The following is a 26,113-nucleotide window of genomic DNA, read 5'->3' as shown; positions in this document are numbered from 1 at the left end:
TACCGTGCCCCGCGGCTTGCCGTGCCCAGCAACTTGCCGTGGGGCTACCGAATAGCAGCATTGCCCCGGAGTGCCGGACGGCCTGCCGCACCGTGCCGTACCGTGCCCCGCGGCTTGCCGTAGAGCGACGTGTCGTCGTGATTATTTGGGCAGGTCGGCCTCGTTGAAGCCGTTGTAGATATTATCGCGCCAGATGGCGCCGCCGATACCGTCGTAAACCGTCGCCTTTGGCGACGTCTTGGTAAAGTAGCCATCAGACACTAGCAGCTTGCCCTTACGGTGGCGAATGACGGTAATGTCGTCGAGCTTGAAGTTGTAGTTATTGTAGTAGGCGCAGCCCAGCAGCCGGGCATTGCCCTCGATAAGGAAGCCGGTCTTGCCGGTGTCGGCGTAGCAGTCGCGCAGCACCGTGTCGCTGCCAGCGATCTTGTAATTGATGGAATCGACCAGCATTTCGCGGTCTTCGCCTTCCTGGCGCGGCGGGAGTGGTCCACCCCACACATGACAGCGGGTCAAGCGGTTAGAGCCACCCCGGGTAATTTCCATGCCGATAGTGTAATCGACCATAATGCAGTCAGTGTAATGGCTGTCGCCGCCATTAAGACTGATACCGACATTGCCCGCCAGGCCCGGCAGATAGCAGCGACCATAGACGTTATTGGCGACCAGCTCGTAGCTGCCGCCGTAGTCCTGCACGCGCAGGCCGTACTTGCGGCCATTGCGCAACGTGATGTCCCGCAGCGTGAAATGGTGGAATTCGGTCAGCATCAAGCAGCTAGCCAGGCCATTGCCATCCAGGTCACCGCCACTGATGAAGAGATTGAAATCGGTCGCATTGCCCTTCGTCCAGTGATTCTTGGCGTCGTACACCATGACGTAGTCCATCTCGGCTACGGCGCGAAGGACGGCGGATTTGTGCATGAGCAGCGAACACAGATTGGTGATCTTCAGCGTCTCGTTGAGCTCATACACGCCAGCAGGCACAAAAAGCACGCCGTTGGCGCCGGCCGCCACGGCACGATTGAAGCGGCCATTGTCGGACACTTCGCCCTCCAGCCGGGGAAAATCCGCCAGAGAGACATCGAAGACATTCTGCGCAACCATTTTTTCCGTTCCTCCGTTGTCAGTTTCAGACAGCATTGTTTTACAGCAGATACAGCCGGTCATGGCAGCGGCAACAACAACGCCGCTGCACAACGCAGCAACACGCCTGGAAGCAATACGATACAGGGACATGGCGAAAACTCCTCTTTGTGGTATTTTTTCACTACGCTGAACTCAAGACCACGGCGTGTTTTTCACGATTAGCCGCGTTGCCGGGCCATTGTCGCCAAAATAAACGGCGGTCCCGCACTATAACGCGGGAACCGCCGTACACACATGTGATTTTTTCGACCGCTTGCGTGTCAAACTGCTACCGGCTGGCTGCGCCGACGCAAGCCGCACCTGATCGCTTATTTCCCGCGGATTTTGCTGAACCAGTCTTCCAGCTGTTTGCCAGCGGCTTCGCGGCCACCGAGGCCGAAGGACAGGGCGAAAGCGACAGCAACGCCGCCGAGGGTCAGACCAAAGGCCATGCGGACGATGTCGTCGGCAATGCCCATGGAACGCAGGCCCATGGCCACGACCAAGCCAATGATGGCCACACGCGCCAGGCCGGCCATGAAGGGACTGGTGCCCGTAGCACGCATGGCACCATGCGCGGCTTTGGCCAGCAGGCCGCCGATGACCAGAATCACCAGGCCGAGGGCGATGTCACCCGCAAACAGGGTCAGCTGCCCAAGCAGCTCGGAAAGTTTCGCCATCTCAAGCTTCTCAACCGCCGATACCAGTGCCGCGAGCATGATGAAAAACATCACGACGCCGCCAATGACTTTCGACAGCGTGAACTTGCCACTGAAACTCGATTCCAAACCGAGCTTGCCAGGAATGGCGTCAACACCGAGATTCTTGAGCAGGTCGCTCACCACGGTCGTCACAAAACGACCGACGAAGAACGCCACGGCCAAGATAATCGCCGCACTGAGAATCTTCGGCACCGCCAGCATCAGCGACTGCAGCATGTCAGTCGCCGGCTTCGATAGGGCTTCGATCTTGAGCACGTCCAAGGCCGCAATCAGCACCGGCACAAAGACGAAGATGAAAACAATCTGACCAACAAAGCGCGCCAGACTGAAGCCCTCGGCCAGGCCCAGCTTGGCCTTGTACTTGTCCAACGAACCCAAAACCGTCGCTACCACGCTGGACGCCGTCTTGGCAATGATATAGCCGATGATGGCAATGAGCAGCGCGGCGATGATGTTGGGAATCGCCGCCATGAACTGATTGAACATGTTCAGGACCGGGTCCAGCACGCCCTTGACACCGAGGATGTCCAGAACCAGCAGCAGGAGGCAGAGTAGCAGCAGGTAACGAAACACCGTGACCAGGACGCTGGAAAGGCCCTTGCCGGCCTGGCATTTGCACTCCTCTTTGCCGCAGCAGAGTTTTTCGTCCAGCTTGGCTTTACCCAGGAGCGCGTTGAGTCCCTTGGTGAGCAGCTCAATCAACAACCAGCCCACGACAAGCACAATCAGTGCACCAAACGCGTTGGGCAGATACTCGCCAATTGTGTTCAAGAACGGATCAATGAATTCACGTACTGCTTCCATGGTTTCCTCCTGGGGTTATTATGACGCACTCCTCGGTAGCCGGGAAAAAGTTCACCGAACTGCCTTACTCTATCTGCTCGGGTCAGGCTGTGCAAGCTCAATGCATGCAATCGTAGCAATTACTTGGGAATCGGTCAGTAACCACCCCGGCAGGAAATTCACCGGGGACAGTTTGCAGGAAACCCACGGCCAGTCGCCGCCCAGCCATCCGACCTTGATTTCCGCTGACCTTTGCGGCAGCGTGTTTCATAGGAGTAACCACCCCGGTGGGGAAAACACCGGGGTGGTTACTCCTATGAAACCGATGCTCTTCATTTAACGGTATCCATGGCACTTGTTCAACCAGGCAGCCTTTTCTCGTCGTGCATTTCCGCCGCGAAGCGGCAGAAGCGCTGAAAGCGCGCCGCATACCAGCCCAGGGCAAGCGGCGCCGAAGGCGCGCGCCGCCCTGGGTGGCGCGCCCTCTACGCTCGTGTTCCTCGGCCCCTTTGGCCCCAGTCGGCGCAGCTGACTGGGGCCAAAGAGGCAATGGAACTCATTGATTGCTGCGGCGGACACGTTTGCGTGTGGCTGTTTGGAGGTCGGGTAAGGTCATGATCCCAGGCGACGGTGCGGGCGGGACGCCCGCACCACGGCCGGGAGACGGGCGCGCGACGCATACCAGCCCAGGGATAGCGCCCACGGCGTAGACAAAGGGTTCGGAACTACTGTGTCAAGTCTCTCTTTCTATCACAAGATTTCGCACATTGCCCCGTAATTACGACTGCCAGTAACTGGCAGAATATGAATAGGGCGGACACGCAGGGCCGCCCCGACTAAAAATGCTGGCGGACACACAGGGCCGCCCCGACTCCCTCACGGGCGTTTTTGGTTCCGCGAGAAGTATTTCAGGAGGATTTTCTTGCGTTCAGTGTCCGTGGTAGCGGGCTGGTTGTTATGTGGATTTTCGTCGTATTCGACGCTCCAGTTGTACCATTCGCGGAAGGCGTGGTAGCTCCAGTCCCAGCCATATTCTTCGAAGAGTGAGATGACGTCCTCGAGATACTGCGCGGCGCCCGGGGCGAAACGGATTGCGGAGAATTCGCCCATGTAGATTCTGGCCCCGTACTTGAGCTGGAAGTCGCGAATGGGCTGGAGGACTTTGCGCAGGGTATCTTTGTTGAATTCGATGCCACCGAAAAGGCCGGGGTAGGTCTTGAGTTCGCCGCGGAGCACTTTTTCCATATTGCCGGGGCCGACGCCCTGGTGGGTGTATTCGCCGGGATCGTACAGATGGCCCTGGTAGAGGAGATTTTTCAGCGGCAGCGGCTGGAGGTAGCCGAAGGCCTTGGCGTTGCTCCACTCGTTAGCGGCGATGATGATCGGTTTGACAGGGTCAATTTCCCGGATAGCCTGCGCCGCCAGGTACTGGCAGGTCAAGTAGTCATAAGGCACTTCGTTGTACTGTGTGGGCTCGTTGATCAGATCGTAAGCCACGACGATGCCCACGCCGCGATAATGCTGCGCAATCTCCCGCCAGACCTCCACAAAAAGGTCCAGGTAGTCTTTTTCGAAGAAGATGACGCAGTTGCTTTCGTTGACGGCGACATTGCCGGCGAGAACGCCGGCCGTGCCGGCGATGCCATCGCGGTAGCGGCCGCCCGGTGGGCAGTGCATATCAACGATCACATTCAGGCCCAGGCGCGTAAGCAGCGGAATATGCTCGTCGAGGTTCTTCATGTGCTGACGGAAGACGGCACGGTACTGCTCCTTGTCCCTGCGGACTTCCTTGGGCGCATTCAACTGCCAACGGATGACGTTGGCACCCCAACGGGCCAGTTCTTCGAGGTCCTCGGCCTTGGCGCCTTCGGAGAGTCCGGGGCTCATGCAGCCACGCAGAATGGGCAGCTTGGTGACTGCCTCGTCGTATTCGCAGCGGAAACCCTCGGGGAGTTCCGCGACGGTCGGGTAGATATTGACTTCACGGATGCTGAGGTCTTTAAACCAAGCCGTGCCACTGCCTTCCTGCAGGCCGACATTGAAGAGGCCCTCGCTGGCATCGTCGGGGACATTGGCAATGAAGGCCACCTGGCGCCAGTCGCTGTTCGCCGGCAGGGATATGCCGCCACCACCGCCGGGATACTGGCGAGTGCCTTTGCTGACGAAGCTCAGCATGAATTTGAAGCCCAGGTAGCCCTTGCTGGGCTTGCTGAGCTTCTCATGCCGAGTGATGCAGCTGATTTCAATCTGTTTGCCATGGTAAGGCGTGAGATCAACGCCCATGCTGGCGCCGTGCATGCCGGCGGCGCGTTCCGGTGGCACGGCCACTTTCAACACCATCGCGCCGTCCTCCTGCAGCCACTGGCTGTCAGCGTCAAGACGCCATGGCGCGGTATTGGCCGGGTCTTTTGGCCACAACTGGGCTTGGGCGCAGGTGGCGGCCAGGAACATGCCGGCCATGGACATCAGCAGCTTTTGCATCATCGTGATTACTCCTCGCTTAGTCTGTATCGATCATCGGCTAACAGTGGCAACAGTGGCAACAGCGGCGGCGCCCTCACCCGGCGTTACGGGACGCCTTCAATGCTGCTAGTAACGCCCGCGCGTCCTGCCGTATTTGCTCCAGGCTCTTGCCGGGCTTGTAGAGACTCGACCCGATGCCCACGCCGGCGCATTGGGTCAGGAAAGTACCAATATTGTCGTTGTTGACGCCGCCGACGGCCAGTATGGGCGCCTTCAGCACCGCCTTGATGTCCTTGATGTAGCCCACGCCGAAAGGGCCCGCCGGAAAGAGTTTGAGGAAATGAGCGCCAGCGGCCACGGCAGCGAAGCCCTCCGTCGGCGTCAGAAAGCCCGGGATGGACACCAGGCCGAGCTCCACCGTCCGGCGAATCACCGCGGCGTCGCTGTTCGGCGAGATGATGTACTTGCCGCCGGCCTGGGCGACCTGCTCGACATCGGCCGCCGTCAGCACCGTGCCGGCGCCGATCAGCAGCCGGCCGCCACTGTGATAATGGGCGGCGGCGATGCCGATGCTGCGGAGCGCATCGGGCGAATTCAGCGGCACTTCAATCAGGCGGATGCCCTCGTCAGCCAGCACGTCGCAGACGGCCAGCATCTCCTCCGGCTTGATACCGCGCAGGATGGCAATCAGGGGACATTCAGCCATATAGCTGTCAAGCAGTGTCATTGTCTCGGTTTCCTTCTTGGTACTTTCTTAGCGCATAACCCGGCCCGACGCATTGCCGCCCATAAGCGCGACTACTTCGCCGAGGGAGGAGTAATTGTAGTCGCCGGGTATGGAATGCTTCAGGCAGCTGGCGGCTACGGCAAAGGACAACGCGGTCTGCGGCGCCTTGAAATCGTCGTGATGCAACGCATAAATCAGGCCGGCGCAGAAAGAGTCGCCGCCGCCGAAGCGGTCGATGATGTTCTTGATTTCGTAGGGGTGGTACTGGCCGCTGCCGTCCAGCGGTGCGAAGTACGCCTTCTTCGCCTCGCAGTCGTAGAGCATGGCGCCCCAGTTGTTGTGGTCGGCCGAAAAGCTCTCCCGCAGGGTGATGCCAATGTACTTCGCCCGCGGAAAACGCGCCGCCAGCTTCTGCGCGACCTGGACATAGCCCGCCGTGGACAGGGTGCCGGATTCGATCGCGCTGCCGTCGGCCTTGAGCCCGAAGACGTCTGCTGCGTCCTCTTCATTGCCGATGATGATATCCGCCTCGGGAACGATCTGGCCCATGCACTCGCCGGCTAGCTCCTGCTGCTTGGTGCCCGCACGCCACTTCCAGAGTTTCTTGCGGTAGTTGAGGTCGCAGGAGATGCTCAGGCCCAGTTTCTGGGCGGCGCGGACGATTTCCAGCGTGGCCAGGAAGGCCTTTTCGCTCAGCGCCGGGGTGATGCCCGTCACGTGCAGATGGGATGCGCCGGAGAGCATCGCCGCAAAATCATAGTCTTCCGGACCGCACTGCGAGATCACCGACCCCTCGCGGTCGTAGATGACATTGGAGCCGCGCTGGGCGGCGCCGTGCTCGGCGTAATAAACGCCCATGCGACCGCTCTTCTTGAGCAGGACGCGGCTGGTGTCCACGCCGATACCACGCAGCTGGCTAATGAACGCCTGGGCAATCGGATTGTCCGGCAGGGCCGTCAGATAGCGGGCGGACATGCCCAGCGTCGCCAGCGACACGCAGACATTGGCCTCGCCACCGCCAAATGTCGCATCCAAAGAGCCCGGCAGGGCCTGACCAAAACGCTGCTTGCCGGGCGGGCAGAGACGCAACATCACTTCACCAAAGCCAACAACCGTTTTTTCCGACATGACACGACCTTTCGTTTTTCTTGGTGGCGTTTCGTAATGAGGATGCAAGTCAACAAGATCACTGCGGGGGCGCCGCTGGTGCGGGGCCTTCTGGTGCGTTTGCGCTAACGCCTTCGCCGATATCCAGCACGGTCACGTCGGCCGGGCTGTTGAGGCGTACGCCGAGGTAAGCGCCGACGCCGGCGCTTTCGCAGAGGACGCGGCCGCCTTTGAGGGCATGCAGGCCCGGCCTCGCCAGACTGCGGTCGCGTAACGGCGCAAAGGGATAGCGCTGGGTGAAAGGCAGGCGGAACTGGCCGGCGTGAGCGTGGCCGCTGAACATCACATTCCAGGCGAACGGCTGCAGAAACACGTGGGTGTCGGGATTGTGCGACATGAGCAGCACCGGCAGGTCCTCGCTGCCGGCCATCTTCAGGCATTTCTTGCCCTTCATGTCGCCCCACCACCAGTCGCCCAGGCCAACTATCGCCAGACGCTGGCCACGAATCACGATTTCCTGCCGCTGATTCTGCAGCAACTGGATCTGGCATTTTGCCAGGCAGGCCCTGATATCAGCCAGGCGCGACTGTGGTTTGCGCACGGCTTTGCCGTGTTCGCCGCTGGCGTAATCGTGGTTGCCCAGACAGGCATAGGTGGGCACGGCCGTGCCCAGGCGCAGGAGCGCCGCGTGCACGGCAGCGCTCAGGTCTTCGCGATCATCAAACTCAAAATCGCCGGTAAACAAGGCCAGGTCCGGCTGCTGGGCCAGCCCCAGGGATATGGCGTTTTCCAAGCGCCGCACGGCTGCGTTGCCGCTCAGATGCGGGTCGGTCAGGTGCAAGATGCGCAAAGGCCCGGTCATCGGCACCGGCAACTCCTGGCCGTCAAGAGGCCAGCGCCGCAGCGTGATCTTCGACGACTCCAGCCAGTAGGTGCAGAAGCCCGCCGCAAACAAAAACGGCGAGACTATCCGCAACAGCTGGAATTTCCAGCCGAAGTCCTGACGTCGTAAGATACGTTTGCCCATGAGTCTGAATCAGTTGTTCGCCCGATGGCCAGGCCGCAGGCAGTGGCGGTATGTGTTTAGAAACCGAAAAGCGCCTTGGGGCGTTCGTAAGCCAAGCTGACGGCCAGGCGTTTGGCGACCTCACAGGGCATCTGCCCCTGGTCCACCATGCCGGCCAGCGAGCGCGACAACGTCCGCCGGAACACCTCATGACGCGAGCCATAGGAAAGAATCTTGCGCGAATCTGACACCATACCGGCCAGATTGCTGAGCACGTCCACTGAGCCGACGTAGTCCAGCTGGGTTTTCATGCCGATATAGGAGTCGTTGAGCCACCAGGCCAGGCCCAGGCTGACCTTTTCGCCGAAAGCCCGTGTCAGCTGCGCCAGGGTGGCGTTGTGGATCGGGTTCATGTTATACAACACGATCTTCAGGCGGTGGTCAAAACGGTTGAGCAGAGGCAGCAACGGCGTCACGTAGTCCGTGAGGTGGTCGGAGATATCGCCGCCGACATCGGCGCCGATGCTGTTGAACAGCGAGTCGCGCGTGTCGCGGACAGCGCCGATGTGAATCTGGAAGACCCAGTCCTTCTTCGCGTCCATCTCGGCCACTTCATTGAAGACGTAAGACATGAAGGCCACGACGTCATTTTTGCTCAGTTTCTTGCGGTCACGGGCGCGCAGGAAAATCTCGTTGGCGTCAGCGGTGCTGACTTGATAGCCGTAGGGCACCGTCATGCCGTGGTCGCTGGCCTTGCAGCCCAGGGTGGCGAAGAAGTCATGCGCCTTTTGCAGCACGGCGATGAGGTCGTCGATGGAATTGCAGTGGGTCTGCCAGCGGCGTTCGAGCTGCGCGAGGTAGTCCGCCCAGTCGGGCTTGTACACATTCATGGCACGGTCCGGCCGGAAGGTCGGGCGGACCACGCCCGCCAGCGGCGATTTCTGCAGGGCCAGGTGGTATTCGAGGGTGTCCACCGGGTCATCGGTGGAGCACATGGCCTCCACCTTCATCTGTTTGATCAGCTCCTGCTGGGCCATGTCCGGCCGGTTGAGCACGGCCTTGCTCTTGTCCCAGATGAGCTGGGCGTTTTCGGCGCTGATCAGTTCGTCGATGCCGAGGCGGCGCTTGAGGTCCAGGTGTATCCACTCGTAGGTGGGATTGCCGGCGACTTTGTCAAAGGCCGCGGCCATGGCCAGCCACTTCTCCTGATTGCTGCGGTTTTTGCCCGTGAGGTATTCTTCCTGCACGCCGCATTTGCGCAGGCACTCCCACACATAGTGGTCGGTCGCGCCTTCGGCTTCCCAGATATCGCTGAAGCAGCGGTTCTCGCTGAGGGCCTTGACGTCGCAGTGGTTGTGTGCGTCAATAATGGGCAAGTCCGCGATGTCCGCGTAGATGGCCTCGGACGTCTTGCCCTGCAAGAGATAATGTGCATCAAGAAAAGCCATGGTCACTCCTGGTGTTGTACTCAAATGTTCTGCTCTGACAACAACGGGGCACCACGATCCTGACGTGGTGCCCCCTGCTTCCGTCTCTGGCGACTTGCCGCCCCAGCCGGCGGCGTGCCGAGTTACGCAGCGCTGCCGGCAAGGCCGCTATCAGGCCTTTTTCGCTTTCTTCGTGGCCTTGGCCTTGGCGGCGGCGGCGGCTTTCACTGGCACCGGCACGTTGTTGACCTTGGATATCTGGCCCGTTTCGGCGCAGTTCATGCAGGCGACGACCGCAGCGAGGGCCTTGTAGCCCTTGAGCCCATCGAAGGGCGGCTCGAAATCGTCGAGGATGCTGTCCACAAACAAGTCCGGAATGCCGCTTTTGACCTGTACGGTGTTGGTGGCGACGGCGCCGACTTTGTAGAGGACGCGTTCGCCGTTGCCCAGGAAAACTTCGACCTGGTAGTCTGGATTGGCGCCCAGGACCATACGGCCCTTGGTGCCGATGAAGGTCGTGGTGTTGTCTTCGCCGCCATAGTAGGTCCAGCTGGCGGTCAGCTGACCGATGATACCGTTGGCCATGCGTAGAATGCACACGGCGTTGTCGTCGACCGTGATGGGCTTGCCCTTCTCGTTCTTCTTGTGCATGGTGGCGATGAAGGCGCCGGCTTCGGCGATGTCCGTGCCCAGCAGCCAAGGAATCAGATAGGCCTTGTGCACGCCAAGGTCGCCCATGCTGCCCACGTAGGCTTTCTCTTTCTTGAAGAACCACGTGTGCGGCCCATTGTCCTGCGACCAGCCTTCGGGCCCGCCGTGGCAGAAGGAGGTCCGGAAGGTCAGCACGTCGCCAATGATGCCTTCCTGCAACAGCTTTTTCGCCTTGAGGTGCGGCGCCATCAGGCACTGGTTGTGGCCGATCATCAGCTTCTTGCCCGCCTTCTTGCCGGCGGCGATCATCGCTGCGGCGTCTTCAAGATTGGTCGCCATGGGCTTCTCGCAGAGGACGTGCTTGCCTGCCGCGAAGGCCGCAATGGTCAGCCGCGCATGCTCGCTGTTCGGCGTCGCCACGACCACCGCATCGATCTTCTTGCTCGCGAAAATCTCCTCTTCGCTTGTTGCCACGGTGCCGCCAAAACGGCTGACTAGATACTCGGCACGCGCTTTGATGGGGTCATATACCAACACGATCTCCGCAGCGGGATTCTGGGACAATTCCAACGCATGCCGGAAAAGCGCGATGCTGCCTGCGCCAAAAATGCCAAAACGGACCTTCTCAAGGGCTGCCATAGTCTCTCTCCTGGGCTTTGCTTGCAGTGATGACGACAACGCTGACGCCGCACCCGGAGCGACGCCAGTCTTGAAAAACGCTATAGCATAATTGCCTGCCGCTCAAATCCAAGTGAAAACCCCCAAACTAAAGCCGCAAAATGTAATCGGTCAGCCATTGATACTGGATGCCCAACCTGCGCCGACGTCAACCCCAGGTAAGCAAGTGAGTTCCATTGCCCCTTTGGCCCCAGTCAGCTCCGCCGACTGGGGCCAAAGGAGCCGAGGAACACGAACATAGTCGCTGTTGCCCCCAGGGCGGCGCACGCTTTCAGCGTGCTTGCCCTGGGCTGGTATGTTTCGCGCTTTCAGCGCTTCTGCCGCTTCGCGGCAATAAAATGCAGATCGGCCAAGTTCGGCCCGAAGGGCCGCACCATGCATAGCCCCGGGTGAGGCGCCCGGAGGGCGCCGCAACCCGGGGTATGATAGCAAGTTAGAATTGCGCCCGGAGGGCGCCACATTGGCGAGGCACGTCGCGTCCCAACGCGCCAGACAGAGGCATGTCGTGCATCCAATATCAATGGCTGACCGATTACGCAAAATGTAATCGGTCAGTGTACACCCCGGCGCTTCGCTGGGACAATTTGCAGGAAACCCACGGCCCGCCGCCGTCCAGCCATCCGACCTTGATTTCCGCCGACCTTTGCGGCAGCGTGTTTCATAGGAGAGATTGATATTGGCCGGTCTCAGAGGACGACTGGGACCATGGGACGACTTGGCGACTGCGCGCACTGGGGCGAGGACTCACAGACACATGAGGCATGGTCCCATGGATTGGACCGTGGGGACTTTCTGGACCATGTGGAAGGACGCCTTGGACACCGGGGACCAGTTGTGGACTGCTTGGACGCCGGGGACTGACTGGCATCCATTATTATTACCTGACCGCACTTGGCCGATCTGGCATTTTATTACCGCTTCGCGGCCTGGGAGACAGGCGCGCCAGTGGACTCCCGCTAGCCTCTGGCGACGGCGCAGGCTGAAAGCCGAGACGGGCGCGCCTAGGGCCGCCTGTTGCTCTACCGCTCAATTATCAATCACTCCTATGAAACCGATGCTCTTCATTTAACGGTATCCACGGCACTTGTTGTTTCAACCAAGCAGCCTTTTCTCGTCGTGCATTTCCGCCGCGAAGCGGCAGAAGCGCTGAAAGCGCGGACTAAGATAGCCCAGGGCAAGCGGCGCCGAAGGCGCGCGCCGCCCTGGGTAGCGCGCCATATTGGTCCGTGTTCCTCAGCCTCTTTGGCTTCAGTCGGCGAAGCTGACTGGAGCCAAAGAGGCAATGGAACTCATTGATTGCTGCGGCAATTTTGCGCTGTGACCCTTCGTCGCAGGTCTTTTAGGCCGCCCCTTCAGGGCTCTTTTGGGATGGGGCACCTTACCCAGGGCGACGCGCCCTGCGGGCGCTTGCCCTGGGCTATCTTAGGGCGCACCTTCGGTGCTCAAAACCTCGGCGAATGATCTTGTGCATGGTTACCAATCAACTCATCGCCGGCGATTGCCGCATGCTATGTGAAGAGCATTGCTCCTATGAAATCCGCTGCCTGGTTAGCCACCTATGTGTAATGTCTGGGCGGCGGTTGGCCGTGGGTTTCGTGCAAATTGTCCCCGGTGAATTCCCTGCCGGGGTGTACACTGACCAATTACATAAGAAAGCGCGGTTACGCACGCGCGGGCCTTTTTTCGCCGGCGTTCCGGTTGTATACTACTGGTTGCCTCGGCGACTGCTTTCCGCCCCCGCCACGCAACCGCCGCCCCGCATGGATCCAGCACCCATGAGCCAACCAGCAGCAACAGCCAATCCTTCAGCCCCCCAGGGCCTCCGCCTGCGGCAGACGCTGTCCTGTCTGGACAGCTTACAGCGGCAGCGGCAAGGCCAGCTGACGGGCCTCGCCGGCGCCGCCATGGCCTGCGCGCTGGCCACGGCGTTGCTCGTAGTGGTCCTCATTGACTTTTTCTGGCCGCTGGCGACCGCGTGGCGCTGGCTGACTCTGGCCCTGTTGTTAGGCGCTGGCGGCGGCGCTGCGGCCTGGCTCCTGCGCTTTTCCCGCCGCCGCCTCAGTCACGAAGCGATGGCCACCGTGGTGGAGAAAGTCCGCCCCCAGACTGAAAACCGCCTGATCAACGCCGTGCAATTCAGCCGTCGGGACGACTGCTCGCCGGAATTCATCGAGGCCGTGCTAGCCGAATCGCCGGTACGTCTTGAGCAGGTCCTGCCCCGCGAGCTCTATTCGCCCAAGCCTGGGCGCTACCTGAAGCGGGCCATGCCGGCGCTGGTGTCGTTATGGCTGCTGGCCTTCACCTGCTCCCCGCGCGGCATGGGCACGGCCACCCTACGCGTGCTCATGCCCTTTGTGGGGATCAGACCGCACACCGACACCATCATCGCCAAGGTCAAGCCCGGCAGCGGCACTTGGCAACGCGGCGCCGAACTGGACCTCAGCGTCGCCTTGGCCGGCGTCCTACCCGAAACCGCCGAGCTGCAGTGGGAAAGTGAGGACGGCAGTGAAAAGATCGCGCTGGCGGCGCAGGACGGCGGCGTCTTCACGGTCAAAAGCAAGCCGCTCTTCGCCAAGACCCGCTATCGCGTCCTGGCTGGCGACGCGCGTTCCGAGTGGTATCACGTCGACGTCAGCAACCCGCCCGGGCTGTTGCGCTGGGAATGCGCCGTGGCGCCGCCGGCGCATATGCGCCAGCAGAATATGCTCATCCGTCATGACGCCGAGGATTTTGCGCTTCCGGCCGGCGCCGCGATGGTCTTTGCCGGCCAGGCGACGGCGAAGCTGGCCAAAGTCGAACTCCTCCAGGGCGAGCACAGCATCGCCAGCAGCGAGACCGGCGATAGCAGCCAATTCAAGCTCACTGGCCGGGTCGGCCACGGTGGCACCTTGCGCATCCGCATGCTATCCAGCGACCAGATTGAAGCCGATCTGCCCCTGCCCTTCACGATTGTCCCTGACAAGGCGCCGGTGGTCACCCTCGTGGATACGCCGACGCAGCTGACCGTCAGCCCGGGCAAGGGCCTGCCCGTCATCTTCAAGGCTGAAGACGACTTCGGTGTCGGCGCCGTCGGCATCGAGCAGCTCAAAGAGGCTGGCACGCCGGACAACATCGCCACGGTAAAAGTGGAAGACCAGGCCGCCAAGGTGTTTCCCGGCCGCTTTGTCATTGACACGAGCACGCTCAACACGCGCGGCGGCGCCCTCTGTCGCTTCCGAGTCTGGGCTGAAGACGAAGCACCCGACGCCGCCAGGCGCCGCGGCTACTCAGCCATCATCCGCGTGATTATACCCAGCGCGGAAAATAGTGGCGAAAAGCGCGATGAAATCCGCCAGCAGGTTGAAAACAGCATTGCCGCGCTGCTCAAAGTCCAGCGGGACGCCCTGCGGGACACCCGTCAGCTGGCCGAACTGGCGGCGCTCGGCCGCGATCTGAGCTCCCAGCGCATCGGCGCCGTGGAAAATCAGCAGCAGGAAGTACGCACCATGGGCATTGCCCTCCTGGATCAGCGCGATGGCCTGGGCGGCTTGGGCGACATCCTCAGCGGCCTGGTCAATCTCGAAATGGCCGAGGTGCTCAAGCTCTTTGCGACGCTGCATCGCGCCGGCAGCGCCGAACGCGCTGAGCTGCTCCCGCAGTGCACGAAGCTGCAGACGGCCATCATCAGCGCTCTGGCCAACATGGCCGACAGCGTCACCAGCGAACAAGCCCATCAGGACAAGGCGGACATCTTCGCGCTCCTGCAGAAAATCATCAAGATGCAGCGAGAGACCATCAAGGACACTCAAGCAGCCAGCGATGGCCAGGACATCGCCGTGAAAGCCCTCGGCCACAACCAGGATCAGATCGCCGAAGGCATCATGATCTTCAGCGACCAATGCCTCGCACAAGCCGAAATGCGTTCCAAAGACGACTTCGCCGTACAGTTGCGCAACGCCCACGACGTCATCAACCAGGACCACGCCTACGAAAAAGCCCTCCAGGCCGCCGAAGAACTCAGCGAAAAAGACCTCAAGGCCGCCATCATCAGCCAAAAAGATACCATCGCCGTACTCATGAAGGCCCTCAACATCCTCAATCAATGGCGCGTCGACAACGCCCGCAAAATCGTCGACGACGCCAGCGCCGTCATCAAAAATGTCGCCGCCGAACTCGACGGCATGGAGAAAAAGCAGGCCCGCATCGCCGAAGTCACTCGCGACTTCAAAGCCCGTGGCGTTTTCGACGAGGAAGTCCAGGAACAGCTCGCCAAGATGGACAAGGAACAGAAGGAGATGGCCGATCTCGTCGAAAAACTGGCCAACGATCTCTACCAGTTTCCCGAATTGCCGGTCTGCAATGAACTCAACAGCAAAATGCGCGAAGTCTTCGAAGACGTCATGCAGGCCCTCGACAGCGAAAACATGCCCTCCATCGAAATTGCCGTCCAGAAGGAAGACGCGCTCTTAGACGCCATCCGCAACACCAAAGAGCGCGTTGAGGACGTCGAAATGTGGCTACCGGACGTGCCCGACCACTTCGTCTGGAACATGGAGAGTTTTGATACTGACGAGATGCCGGACATCCCGCTGGTGCCCCTGCCCGACGAGCTCGAAGACATCGTCGGCGAACTTCTGGAGCAGGCGAACGACATCGACATGCAGAGCCAGGACACTACCGGCAACAACATCATCGCCGACATCGAGATGGGCTGGGCCGTGATGGACGGCCCCATGCCGTCCTTCGCCGCCAAGGGCAAATCCGGCAACACCCGCCCCAACGACAACGAAATGACTGGCCGCAGCGGCTCCGGTCGCGAGGGCCAGGCCACCGGCGAACTGGTGGAAAACCACGTCAAGGGCTATGAGGGCCGTGAAACCCACGCCCGCCGCACCCACGACCAATTCCAGAAGGGCATGGTCACCGAGGACGAAGACTCCACCATGGACGCACGCGCCACCGGTGGCGGCAAGCTCGGCGGGCAATCCGAAAGCATCGGCATGTTCGGCGCCGCACCGCGCCGCGATCTGCACCAGACCGGCCCCGGCATGATGCCGCATAAACTGCGTCAGGAAACCGAAGTGCTCTTCGCTACTGCCAGGCTGCTCTACATCGGCAGCGGCGGCCTCGGCGAAGCCGCCCGTAACCTCCGCGCCCTGGAAAGCGCCCCGCCACAAATGCAGGAACTCGGCGGCCTCCGCCGACGCGTCCTCCGCCGCCTGGAAGACAGCCAGATCGAACTCAAAGGCGGCGCCGCACTGCCCATGCCCGTCACCAGCATCAGCCAAACCGGCGGCAACGCCGTCATCGATACCGATTTTGATAAGGTCGCGGACGAATACCGCCCCCTGCTCAATGACTACTACCGCAGCCTCGACCGCAAAGACTGACAAGCTGACCGATCAGACCGATCAGACCGATCAGACCGATCAGACCGATCAGACCGATCAGACCGATCCGACCGATCAGAAATCGGATCCGTCCGATCCGTCGGATCCGTCCGCGAAGAAAGACAAAAGACAGACGATCCGTCCGCGAAGAAGACAAAAGACAAACGATCAGACCGATCATCAGCCCCCCAGCAAGGAGCCCCATGGACCTGCGCCCCTATCTCGACGACCTGGAAACCCGCCTTGATGACGCCGTGGAAACGGCCCTCAGCAATGACTGGTCGGCATTCTGCGCCGGCCAGTTCCGTGGCGACATCTTTTCGCCCCGCCGGCGCGCGACCGCAGCGGCCACGCTGAGTTGGCCGTCACCGCGCGTGAATGCCGCGCTGGATGACTACAGCCTGATGGCGCTGCAACAGCTTGCGACCTGCAGCGCGCAGGTCGCTCAGGGCAGTGGCGCGATGCTGACCGTCCGCGCCAATTACGGTACCGGCATCATGCCGACTCTCTTTGGTGCCGAGCTCTTCATCATGGACGACTGTCACAACACTCTGCCCACCACGACGCCGTTGGCCACCGATGACGACAAGCTACGGCGGCTCCTGGACCGCGGCATCCCCGACCTGCGCCGAGGCCTCGGCGAAAAAGTCTTCGCCATGGGCGAGTTCTATCGCGAGCTCTTCGCGCCCTACCCGCGTATTCGCCGTTACGTCAATGTCTATCATCCGGACCTCCAAGGCCCGATGGACGTCTATGAGTTGCTGCGCGGCTCAGCTATGTTCCTGGACCTCATGGACAGCCCCGAGCTGGCCCATCAGGCCCTGGCGCTGATTACCGACACCTACGCGGCCTTCATGCGCGAGTGGCTCGCGCTCTACCCCTATGCCGGCCCGACCTCATGCCACTGGAGCATGATGCAGCCCGGCTGCATCATGCTGCGCGACGACTCGGCCATGAATCTATCACCGGACCTGTTCGACGACTTCATCTTCCCCTACAACCAGCGGCTGCTACGCGAATTCGGCGGCGGCGCCGAGCATTTCTGCGGTCGTGGCGAGCATTACATTCCTTCGCTCTGCCGCCAGGAAGGCCTGGGCGCCATCAATCTGTCCCAGCCGGAATACAACGACATGGAGCTGATCTTCCAGCACAGCATAGACCGTGGCATCCTCATTATCGGTCTGCGCCGCGATGCCGCCGAAGCGGCCTTGCGCGCCGGACGCGATCTGCACGGCCGCGTACACTGCCCGTAACTAGGGCTTGGGCTGGGCTTTTCTCACTGTTTACGCGTAGCCGGTCAGTGTACACCCCGGCGCTTCGCTGGGACAATTTGCAGGAAACCCACGGCCCGCCGCCGCCCAGCCATCCGACCTTGATTTCCGCCGACCTTTGCGGCAGCGTGTTTCATAGGAGCCATTGATATCGGATGCCAGGCATGCCGCCGACGTCAACCCCTGGTAAGCAAGTGAGTTCCATTGCCCCTTTGGCCCCAGTCAGCTTCGCCGACTGGGGCCAAAGGGGCCGAGGAACACGAACATAGTCGCCGTCGTCCCCAGGGCGGCGCACGCTTTCAGCGTGCTTGCCCTGGGCTGGTATGTTTAGCGCTTTCAGCGCTTCTGCCGCTTCGCGGCAATACAATGTCAGATCGGCCAAGTTCGGCCCGGAGGGCCGTACCATGCATAGCCCCGGGTGAGGCGCCCGGAGGGCGCCGCAACCCGGGGTGTGAAAGCAACTTGGAATTGCGCCTGAAGGGCGCCACATTGGCTTGACACGTCACGTCCCACCACAGCAAACAGGGGCTTGTCGTGTCAACATTATAGTGGCTGAGCGATTACGTTTACGCGGTAGTCATGACGATTTTATGGCTATAGAAAGGCTGAGAACGCGCTTGCGGCAGGCGAAAATCGCTTGGCGCTTCTTTTTACGGACGACCTCTTACTTAGGGGCCGTTCGATAATTACATTTACAGCTATACCCAGGCACGCTGAAAGCGTGCGACATCGCAAAAAAAAAAGGTGAGGCTCCATTGCCTCTTTGGCCCCAGTCAGCTGCGCCGACTGGGGCCAAAGAGGCCGAGGAACACGAGCGCAATAAGCGCTGTACCCAGGGTGGCGCTCCGCCTTCGGCGTCGCTTGCCCTGGGCTACGATGACAGCGCCCCTCCAGGGCGCTTGCCGCTTCGCGGCCAGGGATATGTTGGCCGGCGACAAGGTATGACATGAAAGAGCGTTTGCACGGCAATGTGTAAACGTAATTTGTGAACGGCACCTTAGCGTCCGGCGCTGCGCTCAGCGCTTACACACGACACCGAGCGACTCGGGGGAGGACGAGCCGGCCACGGCGCCCTGTCCCGCCGGCGCCCTATCCCGCTGGACGCCTGGCAGCAATGGCTGCTCCCTACTGCTTTCTTGGCGGCGGCAGGGGCAGTTTCAGCAGCGCCATGACCTTCTGCAGGTCGTCCCACACTTTGAGCTTGTTCTCCCGTTCCAGCTGGGGCGAATTGCTGAAGCGGAGGATCAGCGCGGGATGGAAGGTCGGCATCACGGGAATATCGCCATAGTTGAGCCACTGCCCCCGAGTCTTGGTAATGCCGGTGATGCCTAGCAGATACTGCAGCGGCACGGCGCCCAGCAGCACTATCGCCTCGGGTTTGACCAGCTCGATCTGGCGCCGCAGGTAGGGCAGACAGGCGTCCGCTTCCCGCTGCTCGGGATTGCGATTGTGTGGTGGCCGGCATTTGACGATGTTCGCGATGTACACACCCTGCGCCGGATCCTCGCTGAGACGGTCCAGCCCCATCGCCGCAATCATCTTCGTCAGCAGCTGGCCGGCGGCGCCGACAAAGGGTAGGCCCTGCATGTCTTCGTCATGCCCAGGCCCTTCCCCAATGAACATCAAGCGGGCATTGCGCTGACCTTGGCCAAAGACGACGTGATGACGCGTCCGGCATAATTCGCAGCGCTTACAGGCTGCGCAAAGACCCTCTAACGCAGTCCAGTCCGTCGCCGCTAGATCAAGTGGCGCCAAAGGCGCCAGAGGCGCCGCCGGCGGCTCTTGACTGGCAGGGGAAAAACGCACTGACGCCGGCACCGCTGGCGGCGCCGGCACAGGTGGCGTGTTGGCCGCCGGCGGTGGCGGCGTAAACCCGGCGGCCGGCATGACCGGCGCCAGTCGTGCGGTCGGCATAGCCGTCGTCGCCGAGCTGTCGGCAGTCATGCCGGTGCGGGACATCGTCGCGTCCGGCGGCCCAGCAGGGGGGCGCATGGCGGCGCGCGGATTGCGCAATAGGTTCCGGTTGGCATCGGAGAGCCAGGCCACCCGCCGGCCGCCGGCTTTCATCGCGGCGAGAAGTCGCAGTAATTCATGGCTGATGGACTCAGGCATTGTTCAGGGCCTGTCGTCGCCAAGCGCTTTAACTAAGTCAGCTGCCGACGATGGCGATGTCCTACTCGTTCAGAGGTTGATACTGACGCGGCGGTCGCCGCTGACGGCTTCGCCGATAACCGCCGCCACAAAGCCATTTTGTTGGCAGATGGCCATGGCGTCTTCCATGGCCGCTGACGGCACAAACCACACCATGCCGACGCCCATGTTGAACACGCGGTACATCTCATGGCTGTCAATGCCGCCGGCCTGCTGGATCAGGGAGAAAATGGGCGGCACGGGCATGGCCGAGGCCTCAAAATGCGCGCCGACGCCCTCGGGTAGAATCCGCGGCACGTTGTCATAGAGGCCGCCGCCGGTGATGTGGGCGATGCCGTCCAGCGGCAGGCCAGAGGCCATCGCCTCCCGGATCGCGGGCCAGTAACAGCGGTGCGGCTTGAGCAGCACATCGCCAACGCACTCGCCTTCGAGCTCAGCCGGCGTACTGTGCACCGTGTAGCCGCCCTGGTCAAAGAGGGCCTTGCGAGCCAGCGAGAAGCCGTTGGTGTGCAGGCTGTCGGCGCTTAGGCCGATGGCAATATGCCCGGGCATGATCTTCTCGCCGCTGATGATTGCATCCTCGTCGACGATGCCCGTGATGCAGCCGACCAGGTCGTAGTCGTTGCCGTACATGCCGGGCATTTCTGCCGTTTCGCCGCCGATGAGGGTGACATTCTGTGCCAGACAGGCGTCGGCAATGCCCTCAAGCACTTCTTCGTAGAGGGGGGAACGCAGCTTGCCAATGCCGATGTAGTCCAGAAAATACACGGGCTCAGCGCCCTGCACGGCGATGTCGTTGATGCAGTGGTTGACAATGTCGTGACCGACGCTGCGATGCTTATCCATCATCGCGGCGACCATGAGCTTCGTACCGACGCCGTCAATGCTGGTGACCATCACCGGCTTGCGCCAGCGTGTCAGGTCAATCTTGAACAGACCGCCAAAACCGCCGATGGGGGCCAGTGCCTCCGGCCGCCGGGTGGCAGAAATCTTGGCCTTGACCTGTCCCAGCAATTTGGTCGCCAAATCAATATCTACACCCGCGGCCTTGTAGGCCTCTGACTTGCCTGCTGTGTTCTTGCTCAAGGGATGTGTCTCCAAATGCGTCCATGGATGATTGCAACGAGTCTATGACGCGGCTCGTATCTACGGAATGAGCCGTAATATACCACCAACTGGCACTTCTTTTGCCCCACCAGACGCTTTTTTCACCCGGCGCCGTAAGCGGTCACCCATTGATAATGGCGGCCAAACCTGCCGCCGATGTCAATCCCAGGTAAGCAAGTGAGTTCCATTGCCCCTTTTGCCCCTGTCAGCTTCGCCGACAGGGGCAAAAGGGGCCGAGGAACACGAACATGGTCGCCGTTGTACCCAGGGCGGCGCACGCTTCCAGCGTGCTTGCCCTGGGCTGGTATGTTTCGCGCTTTCAGCGCTTCTGCCGCTTCGCGGCCAGGGAAACGGGCACGCCTGACTCAGCCAGAAGCTCTATGGTTCAATTATCAATGGGTGACCGATTACCAGACGCCGCCCGGCGTCGCCGAGTGCCGGTTCCGGCGGGACAAAATCGGGCTAGCGGCGTAGACATTGCCCGGCGGCGGCTTACTTTATTCCTGCCCCGGCGGGGAACGCTGCGTCAAGCACGCGCGCCAGAATCACCAGCGCCGGCACGCTTTTGGAGAACGGCCATGGCAACGGAACACGACATCAACAAACTGGCGGCGCTCTTTGCCGGCGCCCGGCGCATAACCTGTCTCAGCGGCGCCGGCATGTCCACGGAAAGTGGCATACCGGATTACCGGTCAAGCAAAGGCTTGTACAATACCCTCACCAGCGAGCAAGTTTTTGACATCGCCCGCTTCCGGCGCAAGCCGGAGCTCTTCTACTCAGTCATCGGCCCTCTTTACCTGTCCATCCTCAAGGCCCAGCCCAATGCCGGCCACGTCGCGTTGGCGCAGCTGGCCGACCGTTTCGGCAAAGAACTGGTCATCGCCACGCAGAATATTGACGGGCTGCATCAGAAAGCCGGATCGCGCGTAGTCCACGAAGTCCATGGCACCATGGACACCCTAAGCTGCCAGGACTGCGGCAGCCAGGCGCTGGCAAAAAGTTTCCTCAATGAACTCGGCAAGGGCGAGGTTCTCCGCCACCGCTGCGGCGGCGTCTTCAAGCCCGACATCACGTTTTTCGGCGAGCAACTACCGGCTGCTGCTTTCTCGGCTTCGCTTGACGCCATGGCAGACGCCGACTTGGTGCTGGTCTTGGGCACCTCCCTGCAGGTCTACCCGGCCGCGTCACTACCCGACGCTCGCCGAGATGGCTGCCCGCTGCTGATCGTCAACCGCACGCCCACAGCAATGGACGATAAAGCCGACATGGTGTTTCACGACAGTATCGGCGAGCTGCTGCCGCAGGTCCTGGCGCAAATGGACCATGGCGCTCAGCCCGGATCGCAGCGCGGACAAAGGTCTGATTATCACTCAGCGCTATTCAATAACAACCCAACGCACCTGCAAAGGAAGAACGACCTATGACGAAATGTGCATTTGTAACTGGCGGCGCCAGAGGTATTGGCCTGGGCATCAGCCACGCGCTGGCCAAGGAAGGCGTGGACCTGGCCATTCTTGGCACCCGCCCCGAAGAAGACGCCGCCAACACTCTCGCTGAACTGCGCGCCCACGGCGGCCGCGTCATCTACTGCCAGGGCAGCGTCGCCGACCCAGTCGCCCGCCAGGCGGCACTCGACAAAATCACCGCCCAGCTCGGACCCGTCAACGTCCTCGTCAACAACGCCGGCATCGCCCCGCGCGTCCGCGCCGACATCCTCGACGCCGGCGAGGAAAGCTTCGAAGAAGTGCTGCGCACCAACCTGCAGGGACCCTACTTCCTCACCCAGGCCGTCGCTAAAATCATGATCGCGGCAAAAAAACAGCAGCCAGATTTCCCCGCCTGCATCGTTAACGTGTCGTCCATTTCCGCCACTGTCGCCTCCGTCAGCCGTGGCGAATACTGCATCTCCAAAGCCGGCGTCAGTATGGCGACCCAACTCTGGGCCGTCCGCCTCGGCGAATACGGTATCGGCGTCTATGAAATCCGCCCCGGCGTCATCAAGACCGACATGACGGCCGTCGTCCAGGCCAAATACGACAAACTCATCAGCGAAGGCCTCTGCCTGCAAGCCCGCTGGGGATTCCCAGACGACATCGGCCGCGCCGTCGCCATGCTCGCCCGCGGCGACCTGGCATACTCCACCGGACAAGTCATCCTGGTCGATGGCGGCATTACCGTACCAAGACTCTGAATAAGGCCAAAGCGATTCGCCGGCCAAGGGGCCGTTCGATAATTACATCTACAGCTATACCCAGGCACGCTGAAAGCGTGCGACATCGCAAACAAAAAAAGGTGAGGCTCCATTGCCTCTTTGGCCCCAGTCAGCTGCGCCGACTGGGGCCAAAGAGGCCGAGGAACACGAGCGCAATAGGCGCTGTACCCAGGGCGGCGCTCCGCCTTCGGCGTCGCTTGCCCTGGGCTACGATGACAGCGCCCCTCCAGGGCGCTTGCCGCTTCGCGGCCAGGGAAATGTTGGCCGGCGACAAGGTATGACATGAAAGAACGTTTGCACTGCAATGTGTAAACGTAATTTGTGAACGGCACCTAAGCGGACCATTCTTCTCTCTTCGCAGACCATTCTTCTTTCTTCGCGGACTGATCATCTTTTTTCGCGGACTGATCCGACTGATCGGTCCGATCCGTCCGATCCGTCCGCTGATCCGACTGATCGAACCGATCAAGCAGACGGATCCGTCCTCCCCTCACAGTCCCCCCCCTGAGCTGCGGTCAGCTGCCCGGGGGGGCTTTTTTTTGCCTCTCGGCCACCTCATTTACACAACAAACAAGAAAAAACAAGGCTATTATTAAAAAAAAACCATAACAATACGTGCATTTTTTATCACTATACTTATATTGAGGCGTTTTTTGTATCGGCAGGCGGAAACAATTTCGCTTTGTGTGAGGGAAGATAGCACCAAGCCACTGTGAACACCATGACCAACGAAGCCTTGAAAATCACTCCTTTTCCCACCACCGTCAACGGCCCCAGCCGCCTGTTTGGTGAGAACGTCGGTCCCTACCCCAAGCATCATTTCACTTGGCTCTATCCGGAAATTCAGCACAGCGACTGGGCCTTGCAGATCAGTTTTGCCGGCCCGGACGAAAATGTCGCCGGAGTGTGGCGGACCCGTGAGAACTCCGATACTTTTTCTCTGGAGTACATCCAGGAGGGCATCTTTGCCTTCACGCAAAACGACCAGAATTACATCTGCCAAGCTGGCGATCTCTTTGTGGTCCAGCCCGGGGCGAACATGCACATGCGTTGTCAAAGCGACTACGCGATCAAGAAGACCATTGCCATGGTTGGCAGCGCCTTGCCGCACTTACTCACCGCGTTGGGCATGGCCAAAGTCGATGTTGTGCCGCAGGTCGCCTCGCCGCACATCGACAGTCTTTTTGCCAAAGCCTTTGAACTCGTACAGACCAGGCCGGACAATCACCTGCGGGAGGCGTCGGTTCTCGCCTACCAGCTGCTCTTGGAATTATCCCAGCATGGCCAGCAGCGGCGCCTACCCGAACAGCTCAAGGTAATCACGCATTATCTCGAGACGCATTATGCCGAAGACATCACGGTCGAACAGCTCAGCAGTCATTTCAACATCGGCAGTGCGACGCTCTTCCGACTCTTCCGCAAATACCTGCAGACGTCGCCGATTGAACAGCTCATCAGCTTCCGTATGCAGCGCGCCAAGAGTCTGCTGTTGGAACAGCAATACAGCGTCAAGGACATCGCGCATCAGGTCGGCTATCACAATCCGTCCTTTTTCACTGCCGAATTCAAACGCCTGTTCGCACAAACGCCTAGCGCCTTCAGGCAGCATAATGCGCCATACTAGGTTCCTGCCATTGAGGTTTTTTCTAATCGGTCAGTAACCACCCCGGTGTTTTCCCCACCGGGGTGGCTACTCCTATGAAACCGATGCTCTTCCTTTAACGGTATCCATGGCACTTGTTGTTTCAACCAAGCAGCCTTTTCTCATCGTGCATTTCCGCCGCGAAGCGGCAGAAGCGCTGAAAGCGCGGCCTAAGATAGCCCAGGGCAAGCGGCGCCGAAGGCGCGCGCCGCCCTGGGTAGCGCGCCATATTGGTCCGTGTTCCTCAGCCTCTTTGGCTTCAGTCGGCGAAGCTGACTGGAGCCAAAGAGGCAATGGAACTCATTGATTGCTGCGGCAATTTTGCGCTGTGACCCTTCGTCGCAGGTCTTTTAGGTCGCCCTTACAGGGCTCTTTTGGGATGGGGGCACCTTACCCAGGGCGACGCGCCCTGCGGGCGCTTGCCCTGGGCTATCTTAGGGCGCACCTTCGGTGCTCAAAACCTCGGCGAATGATCTTGTGCATGGTTACCAATCAACTCATCGCCGGCGATTGCCGCATGCTATGTGAAGAGCATTGCTCCTATGAAATCCGCTGCCTGGTTAGCCACCCATGTGTAATGGCTGGGCGGCGGCGGGCCGTGGGTTTCCTGCAACTTGTCCCCGGTGTTTTCCCCACCGGGGTGGTTACTGACCGAATACGAGTTTTTTTACGGTAATTTAGCCTCAAGGGCTTCCATTTCTCGCTTGTGGTGCTATTAGTACCTATCTGGGAATTCTCCCGCAACAGAAACCACCACCCAGCCAAGGAGCCCAATGGAAAACGAACTCTTTAACAGAATCAGCGATTTTATTGCCGCGCATCAAGACGGCCTCATCACCAGCGGCAAACGCCTGTTGATGGCGCTGTTGATCATCGCCATAACCGTGGTCGTCACCCGGGTCATCCGGCGAGGCGTCACGACGATGCTGAACCGCATTAAAGGCTGGGACGACACGGCCACGCCGATTATCACCGAGATGCTCGGTTATTTGCTCTACACCATCGGCGCGCTGGTCTTGCTGGAGGTCTTTGGCTTCAACACCAACAGCCTCATTGCCCTGCTTGGCGCCGCAGGTATTGCCGTCGGCCTGGCCTTGAAAGACACCCTGAGCAACCTGGCTGCCGGTCTGATGCTGTTGTTTCTGCGGCCCTTCAAGGCCGGAGATTTCATTGAATGCGGTTCGGTTAGCGGCGTGATCAAGGAAATAGACATGTTCACGACCATCCTGGGCACGCCAGACGGCCTGTACATCTCGGCGCCAAACAGCGCCCTGTGGGGCCCGCCGATCAAGAACTACACCCGTAATGGCTCGCGCCGTCTGGATATCACCGTCGGCATTTCCTACGACGACTCCATCGAAACCGGCCTGGCGGTGCTTCTGGGCCTTGCCGCCAATGAACCAACGATACTTCCCGATCCCGCGCCACAGGCCATTCTGCTGAAGATGAACGACAGCTCCATCGACCTGCAGCTGCGCGTCTGGCTACCCATAGGCGAGTATTGGAATACCTACTGGAAACTCAACCGCCAGGTCAAGGAGGGCATCGAAGCCGCCGGCCTGACCATACCCTTCCCGCAACAGACGCTGTCTTTCACCAAAGACGCGTCAGCCATGATTGAGGCCTTCAAGAAATCCTGACGGCCCAGTCGTAAGCAAGCGCAGCACAGCGG

At 60.5% G+C, this 26,113-nt stretch carries 18 protein-coding genes; 8 read left to right on the top strand and 10 right to left on the bottom strand.

What is annotated here, in order from left to right; genetic code table 11:
- Positions 1-141: 141 nt before the first annotated feature.
- Complete coding sequence (locus J3R75_RS14975; protein WP_307263109.1) at positions 142-1,104, bottom strand: right-handed parallel beta-helix repeat-containing protein; 963 nt, start codon at positions 1,102-1,104, stop codon at positions 142-144.
- Positions 1,105-1,454: 350 nt separating this feature from the next.
- Entirely contained in the window at positions 1,455-2,651 is a 1,197-nt protein-coding gene (locus J3R75_RS14970; RefSeq protein WP_307263107.1) for a mechanosensitive ion channel, read from the bottom strand.
- Positions 2,652-2,751: 100 nt separating this feature from the next.
- Here J3R75_RS14970 and J3R75_RS14965 point away from each other — a divergent pair, with 100 nt between their 5' ends.
- Positions 2,752-2,970 (top strand): hypothetical protein, encoded by a 219-nt coding sequence (locus tag J3R75_RS14965; protein WP_307263104.1) that lies wholly within the window; start codon positions 2,752-2,754, stop codon positions 2,968-2,970.
- Between the two features lie 536 nt (positions 2,971-3,506).
- On the opposite strand, the gene J3R75_RS14960 is transcribed toward J3R75_RS14965, so the two are convergent.
- The 6 genes from J3R75_RS14960 to J3R75_RS14935 form a co-directional block, all read right to left on the bottom strand.
- Positions 3,507-5,114 carry a glycoside hydrolase family 5 protein gene (locus tag J3R75_RS14960; RefSeq protein WP_307263102.1) on the bottom strand — a complete coding sequence of 536 codons (1,608 nt, stop codon included), beginning with the start codon at positions 5,112-5,114 and terminating at the stop codon, positions 3,507-3,509.
- Positions 5,115-5,187: 73 nt separating this feature from the next.
- Positions 5,188-5,820, bottom strand: a complete 633-nt coding sequence (locus tag J3R75_RS14955) for a 2-dehydro-3-deoxy-6-phosphogalactonate aldolase (RefSeq protein ID WP_307263099.1) — start codon at positions 5,818-5,820, stop codon at positions 5,188-5,190.
- Between the two features lie 27 nt (positions 5,821-5,847).
- The gene (locus tag J3R75_RS14950) at positions 5,848-6,948 is read right to left on the bottom strand and encodes a sugar kinase (protein ID WP_307263097.1); all 1,101 of its coding nucleotides are present in this window, start codon (positions 6,946-6,948) and stop codon (positions 5,848-5,850) included.
- Between the two features lie 58 nt (positions 6,949-7,006).
- A complete protein-coding gene (locus J3R75_RS14945) occupies positions 7,007-7,954 on the bottom strand; it encodes a metallophosphoesterase (RefSeq protein ID WP_307263094.1) in 948 nt (315 codons plus the stop codon).
- A gap of 56 nt (positions 7,955-8,010) precedes the next feature.
- A complete protein-coding gene (gene uxaC, locus J3R75_RS14940; protein ID WP_307263090.1) occupies positions 8,011-9,381 on the bottom strand; it encodes a glucuronate isomerase in 1,371 nt (456 codons plus the stop codon).
- A 150-nt stretch (positions 9,382-9,531) separates the two neighbouring features.
- Positions 9,532-10,650: a Gfo/Idh/MocA family protein gene (locus J3R75_RS14935; RefSeq protein ID WP_307263087.1), complete on the bottom strand. Its 1,119-nt coding sequence runs from the start codon at positions 10,648-10,650 to the stop codon at positions 9,532-9,534.
- A 1,508-nt stretch (positions 10,651-12,158) separates the two neighbouring features.
- Here J3R75_RS14935 and J3R75_RS14930 point away from each other — a divergent pair.
- Positions 12,159-16,058 carry a hypothetical protein gene (locus J3R75_RS14930; protein ID WP_307263083.1) on the top strand — a complete coding sequence of 1,300 codons (3,900 nt, stop codon included), beginning with the start codon at positions 12,159-12,161 and terminating at the stop codon, positions 16,056-16,058.
- A gap of 203 nt (positions 16,059-16,261) precedes the next feature.
- A complete protein-coding gene (locus J3R75_RS14925) occupies positions 16,262-17,311 on the top strand; it encodes a uroporphyrinogen decarboxylase/cobalamine-independent methonine synthase family protein (RefSeq protein WP_307263081.1) in 1,050 nt (349 codons plus the stop codon).
- A gap of 1,143 nt (positions 17,312-18,454) precedes the next feature.
- On the opposite strand, the gene J3R75_RS14920 is transcribed toward J3R75_RS14925, so the two are convergent.
- Together J3R75_RS14920 and purM are read right to left on the bottom strand one after the other, a co-directional pair.
- Positions 18,455-19,441 (bottom strand): uracil-DNA glycosylase, encoded by a 987-nt coding sequence (locus tag J3R75_RS14920; protein WP_307263078.1) that lies wholly within the window; start codon positions 19,439-19,441, stop codon positions 18,455-18,457.
- Positions 19,442-19,510: 69 nt separating this feature from the next.
- A complete protein-coding gene (purM, locus tag J3R75_RS14915; protein ID WP_307263076.1) occupies positions 19,511-20,566 on the bottom strand; it encodes a phosphoribosylformylglycinamidine cyclo-ligase in 1,056 nt (351 codons plus the stop codon).
- A 599-nt stretch (positions 20,567-21,165) separates the two neighbouring features.
- On the opposite strand from purM, the gene J3R75_RS14910 reads away from it, so the two are divergent.
- The 5 genes from J3R75_RS14910 (at position 21,166) to J3R75_RS14890 (ending at position 26,081) form a co-directional block, all read left to right on the top strand.
- The gene (locus J3R75_RS14910; protein ID WP_307263072.1) at positions 21,166-22,011 is read left to right on the top strand and encodes an SIR2 family NAD-dependent protein deacylase; all 846 of its coding nucleotides are present in this window, start codon (positions 21,166-21,168) and stop codon (positions 22,009-22,011) included.
- A complete protein-coding gene (locus tag J3R75_RS14905) occupies positions 22,008-22,778 on the top strand; it encodes a 3-ketoacyl-ACP reductase (protein ID WP_307263070.1) in 771 nt (256 codons plus the stop codon). The genes J3R75_RS14910 and J3R75_RS14905 overlap by 4 nt, the downstream gene beginning before the upstream one ends.
- Before the next feature lie 742 nt (positions 22,779-23,520).
- The gene (locus tag J3R75_RS14900; protein ID WP_307263068.1) at positions 23,521-24,423 is read left to right on the top strand and encodes a helix-turn-helix transcriptional regulator; all 903 of its coding nucleotides are present in this window, start codon (positions 23,521-23,523) and stop codon (positions 24,421-24,423) included.
- 499 nt (positions 24,424-24,922) lie between these two features.
- On the top strand, positions 24,923-25,117 hold the full coding sequence (locus J3R75_RS14895; protein WP_307263066.1) for a hypothetical protein: 195 nt from the start codon (positions 24,923-24,925) through the stop codon (positions 25,115-25,117).
- A gap of 97 nt (positions 25,118-25,214) precedes the next feature.
- Positions 25,215-26,081 carry a mechanosensitive ion channel family protein gene (locus J3R75_RS14890; protein ID WP_307263064.1) on the top strand — a complete coding sequence of 289 codons (867 nt, stop codon included), beginning with the start codon at positions 25,215-25,217 and terminating at the stop codon, positions 26,079-26,081.
- Positions 26,082-26,113: the final 32 nt, after the last annotated feature.

The sequence above is a fragment of the Oligosphaera ethanolica genome (genome assembly GCF_030814695.1).
GTDB lineage: Bacteria > Verrucomicrobiota > Lentisphaeria > Oligosphaerales > Oligosphaeraceae > Oligosphaera > Oligosphaera ethanolica.
This window is presented reverse-complemented; position numbering and strand designations above follow the sequence as displayed.